This is a genomic window from Arcicella sp. GW822-FHT02H01, from assembly GCF_058802005.1.
Genome location: NZ_JBXANT010000001.1, coordinates 2,611,234 through 2,624,076 on the forward strand (window position 1 = coordinate 2,611,234; position 12,843 = coordinate 2,624,076).

9 protein-coding genes are annotated in these 12,843 nt (G+C 35.9%); 2 read left to right on the top strand and 7 right to left on the bottom strand.

Annotated features, from left to right (window positions below; all coding sequences use genetic code 11):
- Positions 1–36: 36 nt before the first annotated feature.
- Positions 37–1,041, bottom strand: coding sequence for a hypothetical protein (locus AC1RNE_RS11200; RefSeq protein ID WP_492801052.1), 1,005 nt, complete (start codon positions 1,039–1,041; stop codon positions 37–39).
- A 505-nt stretch (positions 1,042–1,546) separates the two neighbouring features.
- Here AC1RNE_RS11200 and pbpC point away from each other — a divergent pair.
- Positions 1,547–3,874, top strand: coding sequence for a penicillin-binding protein 1C (pbpC, locus tag AC1RNE_RS11205; RefSeq protein WP_492801053.1), 2,328 nt, complete (start codon positions 1,547–1,549; stop codon positions 3,872–3,874).
- 388 nt (positions 3,875–4,262) lie between these two features.
- Here pbpC and rpsG read toward each other — a convergent pair whose 3' ends face one another.
- The 5 genes from rpsG to rnhB all read right to left on the bottom strand — a co-directional run bounded on the left by rpsG (position 4,263) and on the right by rnhB (position 9,174).
- Positions 4,263–4,733 carry a 30S ribosomal protein S7 gene (gene rpsG / locus AC1RNE_RS11210; RefSeq protein ID WP_309921729.1) on the bottom strand — a complete coding sequence of 157 codons (471 nt, stop codon included), beginning with the start codon at positions 4,731–4,733 and terminating at the stop codon, positions 4,263–4,265.
- Positions 4,734–4,872: 139 nt separating this feature from the next.
- Positions 4,873–5,295 carry a 30S ribosomal protein S12 gene (gene rpsL / locus AC1RNE_RS11215; RefSeq protein ID WP_309921726.1) on the bottom strand — a complete coding sequence of 141 codons (423 nt, stop codon included), beginning with the start codon at positions 5,293–5,295 and terminating at the stop codon, positions 4,873–4,875.
- Between the two features lie 162 nt (positions 5,296–5,457).
- Positions 5,458–6,654, bottom strand: coding sequence for a mannonate dehydratase (gene uxuA / locus AC1RNE_RS11220; RefSeq protein WP_492801054.1), 1,197 nt, complete (start codon positions 6,652–6,654; stop codon positions 5,458–5,460).
- A 358-nt stretch (positions 6,655–7,012) separates the two neighbouring features.
- Entirely contained in the window at positions 7,013–8,497 is a 1,485-nt protein-coding gene (locus AC1RNE_RS11225; RefSeq protein WP_492801055.1) for a GH3 auxin-responsive promoter family protein, read from the bottom strand.
- 104 nt (positions 8,498–8,601) lie between these two features.
- Positions 8,602–9,174 carry a ribonuclease HII gene (gene rnhB / locus AC1RNE_RS11230; protein WP_492801056.1) on the bottom strand — a complete coding sequence of 191 codons (573 nt, stop codon included), beginning with the start codon at positions 9,172–9,174 and terminating at the stop codon, positions 8,602–8,604.
- 287 nt (positions 9,175–9,461) lie between these two features.
- Between rnhB and AC1RNE_RS11235 the strand changes: the two genes are divergently transcribed.
- Positions 9,462–11,921 carry an OmpA family protein gene (locus AC1RNE_RS11235; RefSeq protein ID WP_492801057.1) on the top strand — a complete coding sequence of 820 codons (2,460 nt, stop codon included), beginning with the start codon at positions 9,462–9,464 and terminating at the stop codon, positions 11,919–11,921.
- 85 nt (positions 11,922–12,006) lie between these two features.
- On the opposite strand, the gene AC1RNE_RS11240 is transcribed toward AC1RNE_RS11235, so the two are convergent.
- Positions 12,007–12,732 carry a head GIN domain-containing protein gene (locus AC1RNE_RS11240; protein ID WP_492801058.1) on the bottom strand — a complete coding sequence of 242 codons (726 nt, stop codon included), beginning with the start codon at positions 12,730–12,732 and terminating at the stop codon, positions 12,007–12,009.
- Positions 12,733–12,843: the final 111 nt, after the last annotated feature.

Sequence of the window (12,843 nt, forward strand, 5' to 3'; positions counted from 1 at the left end):
TTGAATCAACCCTTTCAAATATTAATTTTTTAATAATTAAGGCAATGCTAACAAAAAGCCAATCGTGAAATTAGCATCCCAGTCGAATACGAATTGTTGGCAACCTGTAGTTTCAGCAATGGCTTTATAAATATTTAAACCAGCTTTTGATTTAGCGTTGTCTAATTGGTAAGCCGAAGGAGCATCTAATACAGTATAGCGTTCTTTGCCTTTTCTTACTTTTTTGGCTAACTCAAAAGGCACACCACCAATGATAAAACAAGTTTTACGATTAGCCTCTGGAATCTTTTTCGACTTTTCGCTTACTTCTTTAGCAACTGTTTCGTCATCTACGCCATTCTGAAAATATTTAGCACCATACGATTCCTCAGATTTTAGCTTTCCGTCTTCTTTCCAAGAAATTTTAGTATTTCCCGAACCAATATCTGCTACGAATGAATTATCAGCATATTCAGCAGGCTGAACACATTGTAAGCCCAAAATTCCTTCTTGCTCTGGCGTTACGGTATTCACAAAGTATTTTAATGATTTCAATACTTTGATTATCTTCTGAGTACCTTCAGCTTTTACCGCTCCCGAACTCACCACAAAGTGAATATCTTTTCCACTTACGCCATAATCAAGCATTCCTCCGATATACTTTTTCAAGCCCGCTCTGATATCATCATCACTTGCCATATTTTCTATTACCAAACTATTGCCAAAATCAGCTTTTTCAAGCTTCCAACGTTTATCAGCATCTATTCTGATAATAAACGAATTAAATCCACTAGCACCTAGTTCAACTACACCCTTTAATTTACCTGCGATTGGTCCAGGAGGAGTATAATCAAAGCTCGACTTCTCACCTTCAGTTGCCGAAGAACTATTTTCTTCAGAAGAAGAGCTATTCGAATCAGCAGTATTACTAGCCGAAGCCGTTGTTTCTGGTGCTAACTTTTTCAGGGCATCTTGTCCCCCGAATTTTGTAAAACCATAATAAATTGCTCCTACAATAATGGCGGCAATCAATAATCGTCCCGCTACAGTTAATCTTTGCATTGTTCTTGAGGTTTTAGTTAAAAAATGTTTTGGTTATTTTTTGCTGTAGGCTTTAGGCTGTAAGCAATAGGCAATAGGCTATCGGTCATCGGCTATCAGCTAACTGATTTTAGTTATAGGCTTTTTTGTCTTCGAAAATCTTTACCCGCTGATTTACGCTGATTCGACACGCTGATTTAGGAGATTTTTTTAGTAATAAAATCATACCATGCACAAATTATAAAGTCTAAAGTCTAATATCTTATGTCTAAAAGTCCTCCACTCTTTTAGTCCTAAAGTCCTCCAGTCCACAGAGTCTAATATCTTATGTCTAAAAGTCTAACGTCTAGTCTCCCGTAAAGATATTTAAACCCACAAACCATCCAATTTCAATTTGGTTATGTGGTAAAACAAACCATTGATTTTGTAAAATTTAAGGATGAAGTTTAGAACAATAAAATTGTTGGGTAATACATTAACGATTAAAGACCGAATCCATATCTTTACAAAAATCTCTTTACGCTACATGTTCAAACAAAAAATCAAAAAAGCCTTTCAACGAATCATCAAAACTAAGTTCTTTAAAGGAATTGCTACACTTTTTATGCTGTTTATTTTGCTAGACCTTTTTTTCCCTTTCAAAATTAACCCCAATTATTCTACCCTTATTACCGATTCAGATGGGAAATTATTGCATGCCTTTTTAAATAAAACCGATAAATGGCGAATGGAAACCGAGTTGACGGAAATAACACCAACACTCGAAAAAGCCATTGTTTTTAAAGAAGACCGTTGGTTTCGTTGGCATTTTGGGGTAAATCCTTTGGCAATAGTACGAGCAGGGGCTAGAAATATCTTTACAGGCAGACGAACATCAGGCGCAAGTACTATTACCATGCAAGTAGTACGCTTATTGCATCCGCAAAAAAGAACATACTTCAATAAATTTATTGAAATCTTTAGAGCTATACAATTAGAATTTCATTATTCAAAAGACGAAATCCTACAGTTCTATATCAATCTTGTACCTTATGGTTCCAATATAGAAGGATTAAAATCGGCCTCAATATTATATTTTCAAAAATCGCCAAATGTATTGAGTTTAGCAGAAGTAACGGCTCTGACGATTATCCCGAATCGCCCTTCAAGCTTGCGACTCGGCACTAATAATGCCTATATTCTTCAAGAAAGAAATCGTTGGTTACAAAATTTTAAGAATGCTGGATTATTTAATAAACAAGATATTGAAGATGCCATCAACGAACCCCTCAATGTCACTCGTCACGAAGCACCCCATTTGGCACCGCATTTATCTTTAAGGCTTAAGCAAGAAAATCCTACACAGTCAATTATCAAAACAGTTTTGGTACGACATAAACAATTGACGATTGAGAACATTGTACAGAATTATGTTAGCCGTTTATACGCTATGAACATCCATAATGCTGCCGTGATGGTGATTAATAACAAAACACATCAAGTAGAAGCTTATATCGGTTCGGCAGATTTTAATAACCCCATAGATGGCGGGCAAGTAGATGGTATTCGTGCTATTCGCTCGCCAGGGAGTACCCTAAAACCTTTATTGTATGCTACGGCTTTTGATAAAGGAATTATTACCCCAAAAACTGCGATTAACGACGTACCCACAAATTTCGGTGGTTTTGAGCCCGAGAATTTCGACAAGCTTTTTCATGGGAAAATCACGATTGAATATGCATTGGCTAATTCCTTGAATATTCCTGCCGTAAAAATGCTGAAAGAAATTTCTACCCCTGTTTTGGTAGACAAGTTAAAGAAAGCAGATTTTCAAACAGTAAAAAAGAATTCGTCCAAGCTTGGACTTTCTTTAGTATTAGGTGGTTGCGGGGTTACGTTAGAAGAATTGACTAATTTATTTACTGCTTTTGCCAATGAGGGAAATTTTCAGAAGGCTTCCTATTTATTAAAGTCGAAACAAGTACCTACCGTAAAAAATGAAATTATTTCTAAAGAATCTAGCTATCTGATTACCCAAATACTCTCGCAAATTACTCGCCCTGATTTACCTAACAACTACGATTATACGTATAGAATGCCCAAAATCGCTTGGAAAACGGGTACTTCTTTTGGTAAAAAAGACGCTTGGAGTATTGGTTATAATGCTCAATATACTATCGGTGTTTGGGTAGGTAACTTTTCGGGAGAAGGCGTTCCTGAACTTTCTGGAGCCAATATCGCTACGCCTTTGTTGTTTGATATTTTTAATACTGTTGACTATAATTCCTCTTCTAAATGGTTTAAAGCCCCTGAAAATATCGCTTATAGAAAAGTTTGTGCAGAAAGTGGCGATGTTCCCAGTGAGTTCTGCACACACCAAATTGTAGATTATTATATTCCGAGTGTCTCTAAAATGACCAAATGTCAGCACGCAAAATATATTTATATCAGTGCCGACCAAAAGATAAGCTATTGTTCGCATTGTTTGCCAGAGGATGGAGCTATCAAAAAAATATATCCTAATTATGCCCCAGAACTATTGAGCTGGTACGAAAGCAAGCATATTCTTTATGAAAAAATACCTCCGCATAATCCCAAGTGCGAACGTGTATTTAATACTGATGCTCCGCAGATTGTCTATCCTGTAGATGATTCTGAATATTTTTTGGCAAAAAACGAAAACCAGAAATTGATGCTAAACTGTCAGGTAGGAAATGAAGTGAAAACGGTTTATTGGTATATCAATGACAAATTATTGCAAAAAGCATCGCCTAATGCGGAGGTATTTTTTACCCCACAAGCAGGCAAAATCAAAATATCATGCAGTGACGACAAGGGGCGTAATGCTGATATTTATGTGAAGGTGAGTTATTGAGTGGTTTAGTTTTAGATTAGACAACTTTTAAAAAGTTGTCTAATCTGGTTTCTCCATATAACCAATTACATAACCTCTAAAAACACAAAAGCGAAAACCTTTCGATTTTAGCTAACTCTAACTCCGTGGTTTGTGTGCCACAAACCACAATACTCACGGTCATTTTTACTCATGGCATGACTACGGAATTATTTGATAATAAACAGACTACTGGAAGTCATGCCATGAATGGATATCCTCTCCCATTATTAGATTAGACAACTTTTAAAAAGTTGTCTAATCTGGTTTCTCCATATAACCAATTACATAACCTCTTAAAAACACAAAAGCGAAAACCTTTCGATTTTCGCTTTTGTGCTGTGTGTATCTCGTTGTTGTTAATAATTGATTAGAATCTGAAGTGAGAGAATGCTTTGTTAGCTTCTGCCATACGGTGCGTATCGTCTTTCTTCTTCACTGCTGCACCTTCACCTTTAGCGGCTGCCATGATTTCGTTAGCAAGACGGTCGATCATCGTTTTATCTCCACGCTTACGAGCATAAAGAATTAACCATTTCATACCTACTGATAACTTACGGTCTGCACGTACTTCCGTTGGAACTTGGAAAGTAGCACCACCTACACGACGGCTTTTTACCTCTACCGATGGCATAACGTTGTTTAATGCTTTTTTGAATAGCTCTAAACCGTTTTTCTCTTTGGTTCTATCTTCTACTTTGTCTAATGCACCGTAAAAAATCGTAAATGCTGTTGATTTTTTACCGTCGTACATCAAGTTATTAACAAACTTGGTTACCATTACATCCCTAAATTTAGGGTCAGGTAATACGTATCTCTTTTTTGGTTTTGACTTTCTCATTGGATTGTTAAGATTTTAAGTTTAGCCCATCTTCTGCCCTTAACTAAAGCATACTGGACTGTTTTGTAATTTGATGATTTGAAAATTTGATGATTTGAAAATGTTATACTTTCAAATTCTTCAATTAACGAATGTCAAATTATTTTTTCTTACCGCCTTTTCCGCCTTTTACTGGAGCTGCAACTTGACCTGGTTTAGGACGTTTAGCACCATATTTAGAACGACGTTGACGACGACCATTTACACCTGCAGTATCTAAAGCACCACGGATGATATGGTAACGTACCCCTGGTAAATCTTTCACACGACCACCACGAATCAATACGATTGAGTGTTCTTGCAAGTTGTGACCTTCACCTGGAATGTAAGCATTTACTTCTTTGCCGTTTGTTAAGCGTACACGGGCTACTTTACGCATAGCCGAGTTAGGCTTCTTAGGCGTAGTAGTATAAACCCTTGTACACACGCCACGACGTTGCGGACAAGAATCAAGAGCAGGAGATTTTGACTTCCAAGTCATTTGCTCCCTGCCATTTCTTACTAACTGTTGTATAGTTGGCATTTTGTGTTGTTTTAATAGAGATACACATGACTGATTATGAAACACTTACACAATCATTAATCATTGAATAAATTCAAAGGGTTAATAATATCGTATAATTACCTCAAAATCAGGGGTGCAAAATTACGCAAAGTATCTGAGATACAAAAGGTTTAAGCAAATTTATTTAGTATCTAAACTTCGCTCAATCCCTAATTCTAATCCTCTTAACTCTGCTAGTCCTCTTAATCGACCAATGGCTGTATAGCCTGGGTTTGTTCTTTTCGCTGGATTTAGGTCGTCTAACATTTTATGACCGTGGTCTGGACGGAACGGCAAGCGATAATCTTCTCGTCCAGCTTCTATTCTTTTACGCTGTTCTGTTACCAAGGCTTTCATTACACCATACATATCTACATCGCCTGCAAGGTGGTCTGCTTCATGGAAATTGCCTTCGGCATCACGCTTAGTAGCTCTTAAATGCACAAAATTGATTCTGTCGCCCATTCTTTCTACCATTCCTACAAGGTCATTGTCCTCTCGAACGCCATAACTTCCTGTACAGAAACATAAGCCATTATTCGGACTGTCGTAAGCTTGAAGTATCTGCTGTGCATCGGCTTCTGTACTTACTACTCTTGGTAAACCTAAAATCGGATATGGAGGGTCGTCAGGGTGAATTGCTAAATTAATCCCTGCTTCTTCGGCTACTGGCGTGATTTCTCTTAAAAACTCATACAAGTTTTCTCTTAATTCTTTATCGCCAACTTCGTTGTAGCCTTCTAGCACTACCAAAAACTCTTCTACTGTAAAACTCTCTTCGCTACCTGGTAAGCCTGCAATGATGTTTTTAACCAATTTTGCACGTTGAGCTTCGCTAGAACTTTCAAACCAAGCTTTCGCTTTTTCTACTTGTTCAGCAGTATAGCTTGCTTCTGCATTGGGTCTTTTTAGAATATATATTTCAAAGGCCGCAAATTCTGTGGCATCAAAACGCAATGCTGTTGAACCGTCGGGCATCGGTGCATCTAAATCAGTACGAGTCCAATCTAACACAGGCATAAAATTATAGCAAACCGTATCAATACCACATTTACCCAGATTGATTAACGATTGCTTATAATTGTCGATGTATTCACGATAATTCCCTGTGCGTTTTTTGATGTCTTCATGAACAGGCACACTTTCAATCACCGATAAGGTTAATCCCGCAGCTTCAATCTCATCTTTACGTTTTTGGATTTCTTCTACCGTCCAGATTACGCCATTTGGTAAATGATGTAACGCAGTTACGATACCAGTGGCTCCTGCTTGACGAATATGTGCTAATGGAACAGGGTCTTTTGTTCCAAACCAGCGAAAAGTTTGTTCTAAAGGCATTTTCTTCAGTTAAATATTATATTGATAGATTTTTACTTATAAAGCTATTGAGGGGTTTTTTTTACCCATTATTGATAGCTATAAGCAGCAAGCTATACGTTATATGCTTTATTTTCAACAAATTATATGTTTAAATCTTATCCGCAATTGTTTGATAGTATTAAAATTTTATTTTGTTCTCTAAAGGAAACTATTCCTTCTGCAAGACCTTACTTTTCTTGTCTTGATACAAGAAAAGTAACCGCGGCGGCGGACCGCAAAAGAAAATCAAGAAATTCTAAACTCGCTAACGCTCAAACAGTAGAATTTCGGAAAATGCTTACGCCAGTATATTGCAAACTGTGATTGTTAATAAAATTTAAATCTTATCTGCAATTGCTCTATCGTTTGATAATCTCGGTACTTTATTTTGTCCACCCAGTTTTCCTTCTGATTTCATGTAATCAATAAAGGCATTTTTGGGCAATACTCTTATTTTCAATGGTTGAAGGATATTACCCGTCATCAAATCATCGTAATACACATTTAGTTCTGCTAATTTCTGATTGATGGCTTGTGAAAAAGCTTTTATATTCTGAGGTACTTTAGCAAATTCTACCAACCATTCGTGATAAGGCAAACCACCTTCAGGGGGCGTTACTTGTGGAGCTACCGTAAATTCTACTAATTCAACCTCTGGATGACGTTGCATGGCATATTGCATGGCTTTTTCTACTTCTTCACCAATTACGTGTTCGCCAAAAGCAGAAATAAAATGTTTTATACGCCCTGAAACGATGATTCTGTAAGGGTCTAAGGAAACAAACTTAACGGTATCGCCAATAGAATATCCCCAAAGCCCTGCATTGGTATTCATTACTACGGCATAATTTACGCCTAATTGTACTTCTCCGATATGTAAACGTCTAGGATTAGGCTTGAAATAATCTTCTACAGGAATAAATTCATAGAATACACCCGAATTCAATAATAATAAAAGTCCTTCGGCCGACTGTGAATCTTGATAAGCAATAAAACCTTCAGATGCTGGGTAAGTTTCGATTGAATCTATTTTCTTACCGATAGAATCATACAATTTAGCACGATAGGGTTCAAAATTTACTCCTCCGTACACAAACAATGAAAACTCAGGGAAAACATCTTTAATTTTCTTTCCTGTTCTGGCTTGAATACGGTCGAAGTACATTTGTACCCACGGTGGAATCCCCGAAATCAACGACATGGGCTTATCGATGGTTTCATCAATAATTTTTTCCAGTTTTGTTTCCCAATCTTCAATACAATTGGTTTCATAGCTTGGCAATTGATTACTTCGTAAATAGCCTGGAACATGATGATTCACAATGCCAGAAAGTCGACCCGTGAAAACACCATTCTTCTGAACCATCTCTGGCGAGCCCGACAAAAAGATGAGGTTTTTATCTAAAAACTTAGCATTACCAGTTTCATGTACATAACTCAACAAAGCATCTCTTGCTCCATTAATATGGAAACCAATGGATTCTTTTGAAATAGGAATATATTTTACGCCAGAGGTTGTTCCCGATGTTTTGGCAAAATAAAGGGGTTTGTCTTTCCAGAGAATATCACTTTCGCCCGCTACTACTTTTTCTATATAAGGTTTCAGATTTTCATAATCTTGTACAGGAATAGCATCTTTGAAGCTCTGATAATCATTGATGTCAGCAAAGCGATGGTCTTTCCCAAAAAGTGTGTGCGAAGCATCAGAAACCAAACTTTTCATCAAAGCCATTTGGGTTTCAACGGCTTGTTTTTCCCACTTTTGGCGGTTTTGTACTACGAATGAGGCAAAGGGTTTTGCCAAAATTGAACGAAAGCCCATAAGGTAAGCATTGCACTCGAAGTGGCACTTCGAGCATTAACTATTGTATATTATCGAAGTGCCACTTCGAATACTGGTAAAGTTAATAACTATTTAATGATGATTTACATTCTGAATGTTAAACGATGATGAATCGTTACACCAAATTCTTTAATCGCTTTTTTGTGTTTGGGTGTTGGGTAACCAGCGTTGTGTTCCCAACCGTATACAGGAAAGTTGAGTGCCAGACTTTCCATCAAATCATCTCTATAAGTTTTTGCTAATATTGAAGCCGCCGCAATGGATAGAAACTTGGCATCTCCTTTTATAATACAAGTATGCGGAATTAAAGGATAAATCGGAAAACGATTACCATCTATCAATAAATGTTCTGGTCGGACAATTAATTTATCCGTAGCCAAATGCATCGCTTTCATACTAGCTTTCAGAATATTTATTTCATCTATTTCTTGGTTAGAAACCTCCGCAATTTCCCAAGCGATGGCATCTTGTAAAATATCTTTCCTAAGAGTTTCTCTTTGACTTTTACTAAGTTGTTTAGAATCGTTTAATAACGAGTGCGTATAGTACTTCGGTAAAATTACCGCTGCGGCTACTACTGGCCCTGCTAAACACCCTCTGCCAGCCTCATCTAAACCAGCCTCGATAAGATTTTCGTTGTAATAACTTTTTAACATTTTCTATATTTCAAGTTTGGGAATCTTTATTAATTCACTATTGGGGCTATTATTTCCAGAAAAAAGTAAACTTCTAATAATCATACTATTAATTTTTTGAAATAATTATCGTTTTAATTAACAAATGATAATTATTTCTAGTTTTATTTGTCATTTTGGCATGATTTATGTGGTTTTTTTAATAGAAAGTACAGTTAAACAGCTTAACGTTTCAAAACAATATTATTGCTTTTATCCAAAATTCTGGAATTATTTGTTGATTTTAAATACCTGCCTTACTAAAAAAAATGCTACAGCTCAAAAAAAGTGGACTTTCATTACTTTTTGTTGTTATGTCAAATTTCTATTTGACTGCTCAGCATTTTAATACTACCCTCACCAATGCTATTCGTTGCTATGATTTACAAGAATATGCTAAGGCAATTAATGGTTTTAATCAGGTTTTGAAAAATGATTTTTCTTCTCTTGTACCCAAAGACCAACTTTCAGTATTACTGAAACTGGCCTATAGTTATAAACAAAACAAAGAAGAAATCACTGCTGAAAAAATTTATCGCCAAGCCTTTACTGATTTTCCTACGCTTATTAACAGTGATGCCAAAGCACATATAAATTTTGCACAGGTATTAGCACATAATGGCAATTATCAGGAGGCGCAAGAATATTTTACCTTATCAGAAACAATACAAAACACAAAAAACCAAACTGCTTTTTCACCACAAAATCCTACGCTTAAAAACCATGATAAACCAGTAAGTATTTTCCCTAATCGTAATACTTACAAAATAGAATACCTTGATTTTAATACATCTGCCCCAGAATTCAGCCCAATCTATTACAAAGATGGGATAGTTTTCTGTTCTCAAAAAGAATCTGCTACCAAATTAATGAATGATAAAGGTAGCTTGCTAGATTTATATTTTCTCAAGAATTCGAATAAAATACAGCAGTCAGAGGAAGTTAGTACCGACAAAAAAAAGAAAAAAAATGCCTCTAAGAATGTAAAATTATTGAGTGATGATTATTCTTCCAGAAGAACCTCTAATGATACTAAGACTTTAAATTATTTTACAGAAGAAGAAGAAAGCTTTCAAGAACAAACGTATTATTCTGATAGATTTGGCAAAACCATCACTTCAAAATTTCAGGAAGGGCCTGCTACATTCAATAAAGACTTTACAAAAATCATCCTTACGCGTAACTGTTCAGGAGACAACACAAAAGGCTTTAGTGAAGATAACAATAGCAAACTCAAACTTTACATTGCTGAAAATATAGGTGGGCGTTGGACAGAAACAATAGAATTACCATTTAACGATGATAAATTCTCGACAGCCCATCCAGCGTGGTCTAAAGATGAAAAAACGCTTTACTTTGCTTCAGACCGCTTCGGTGGTTTTGGTGGAATGGATATTTGGTCTGTCGAATACCACAATGGCAAATGGTCAAATCCTAAAAATCTAGGCAAAAATATTAATTCTAAAGGTGCAGATGTATTCCCTTTTCTTGACGAAAATGGGAATTTGTATTTTTCTTCCAATGGACAAGGCGGAGAAGGAGATTTAGATATTTTCTTTGCCGAAAAAAATGATGAGAGTATTTTTACAAAGCCAATCAATCTAGGCAAACCTTTTAATTCTGCTTTTGATGATTTTGGGATTATTACTGATAAAAATAGGCAAATTGGCTATTTTAGCTCGAATAGAAAACTAGGAGAAGATGGTGATATTTATCGCTTTTCGATAGATAATAGCCTAACAGATTGTAGGAAAATGAATGTCGTTGTCTTCGATGCAGACACTAAGATACCTATCAATAATGTCCTTGTTAAAATATCGTCTTCTGGCCATTTATTAGAAACACTGAAGACTGATGAAGAGGGTTATATAAGTTTTTGTACTAGCCAAGATACTGACTATGCCATAACAATCGAAAAAGAATCTTACGCCGTTAATAATATTGGCTATTCAACAAAAGGTGAAATAGATGATGTAGCCTCAAAACTAGAAGTCCCTCTTGTTAATATAAAGCCCGTAAAACTTGATTTACAGATTTCGCCTTTAACCAATAGTAAACCAATAAGTAATAAATCTAAAAAACCATCGAATTTAAAGGAAAAATCAGCCATTACAGGTTTTGTAAGAAACGAGATTGATAAAAAACCTATGGAGGGCGTATTGGTTTCTTTTATGAATGCTTGTGACAATACAACTCAGCAAGCTATCACTGGAGCAGACGGTAGTTATACTTTTTATATCAACGAAGACTGTGACTATACGATAGAAATATCAAAAAATGGTTATAGCAAGCATGTTAATAAAATCAAAAAAGAGAAAAAAGGGAATACTAAAGTGGTTTCTCAGGATTTGGAGATTTTTAAAGAAGGAGATTTGATTACGATGAATAATATTTATTACAATTCTGGCAGTGCTACTTTACGAGCAGACGCCTTGAAAGAATTGAATAAATTAGTCGCTGTACTTCAAAAAAACCTGACAATGGTGATAGAAATAGGGTCTCACACAGATAGCCGTGGAGATACGCAAGATAATTTGAATTTATCATCCAGAAGAGCACAAACTGCCGTTGATTATATTGTTAGCAAGGGAATTAGCAGAAACAGAGTGTTAGCAAAAGGCTATGGCGAAAGCGAGCTAGTAAATAGTTGTGTAAATGGCGTAAGTTGTACAGAAATTGAACATCAGCAAAACCGCAGAACAACGGTAAAAATTATTAAAATTAGGTAATAGTAAACTTATATAAATTGAAAGAGGTTGTCGTAGTAGATGCGACAACCTCTTTTAATATAGCTTTATAGCAATGTTTTGTCTATTAATTTGAACGAACCTCGCCTCCTAAATTAGACTTCACATTTCTTTCGCTAGGATTTCCTTTGTAGGTAATCGTACCTCCTGTTCCTGCTGAGGCATCTAACATTTTATTAGCACTTACTTGTGCCACCCCACCCGTGTTAGCTCTTATTTCTACTTCGTCGCTTATTAAATTATAAGCAAATAGCTCTCCACCAGTATTTACTTTGGTTTGCTGGAACGTCGCTTTTCCTTCTAGATTTACGATGGCTCCTTGTACGCTTGATAATTCTAAGTTATTAACACTCACTTTCAATGTCACGATGGCTCCTGATGAGGCATCAACAAGTAAACGATTTCCTGTTAATGTTTCCGCTGATACCAATTCTGCTCCTCGGCCTATTTGAAGACTAGCTAATTCGTTGGTATATTCTATTCTTACTTTAAATAACTTCTGAGAATCTGCTTTTCTTTTATTGTTATCCCTATCAGTCAGTTGCTTAAAGATTTTTGTTTTTACCGCCAATTCACCTCCAGAGACCGCTACAGTCAAATCTTCAAGATTTGCTCCGTTCAATGCTTCTGTGGTTATTTTATTAGTTTTACCTTTTACAAGCTCTACCTTCATGATGCCTTGCATATCAATTTTATTGAAGGATTGTAACGTAACTTCTTGGTTTTGTTGTCCTAAAACGATTGACGACACAGAAGTTAATAATAACACGAATAAACTTTTTATTTTTTTCATAATCTTATTTGCTTAATGTAAATGATGTTTGAATACTATCACTTAGATGCATTAAACAACGCTAAGGTTGCATGAATTAGTACTTAATAGCTTATTGATTTGACACTCAAT

Bases quoted from the DNA above. Each gene is read 5' to 3' on its own strand.
- rnhB (WP_492801056.1), bottom strand. From the start codon at position 9,174: ATGTTAAAAAGTTATTACAACGAAAATCTTATCGAGGCTGGTTTAGAT.
- AC1RNE_RS11240 (WP_492801058.1), bottom strand. From the start codon at position 12,732: ATGAAAAAAATAAAAAGTTTATTCGTGTTATTATTAACTTCTGTGTCG.
- AC1RNE_RS11235 (WP_492801057.1), top strand. From the start codon at position 9,462: ATGCTACAGCTCAAAAAAAGTGGACTTTCATTACTTTTTGTTGTTATG.
- AC1RNE_RS11225 (WP_492801055.1), bottom strand. From the start codon at position 8,497: ATGGGCTTTCGTTCAATTTTGGCAAAACCCTTTGCCTCATTCGTAGTA.
- rpsG (WP_309921729.1), bottom strand. From the start codon at position 4,733: ATGAGAAAGTCAAAACCAAAAAAGAGATACGTATTACCTGACCCTAAA.
- rpsL (WP_309921726.1), bottom strand. From the start codon at position 5,295: ATGCCAACTATACAACAGTTAGTAAGAAATGGCAGGGAGCAAATGACT.
- uxuA (WP_492801054.1), bottom strand. From the start codon at position 6,654: ATGCCTTTAGAACAAACTTTTCGCTGGTTTGGAACAAAAGACCCTGTT.
- pbpC (WP_492801053.1), top strand. From the start codon at position 1,547: ATGTTCAAACAAAAAATCAAAAAAGCCTTTCAACGAATCATCAAAACT.
- AC1RNE_RS11200 (WP_492801052.1), bottom strand. From the start codon at position 1,041: ATGCAAAGATTAACTGTAGCGGGACGATTATTGATTGCCGCCATTATT.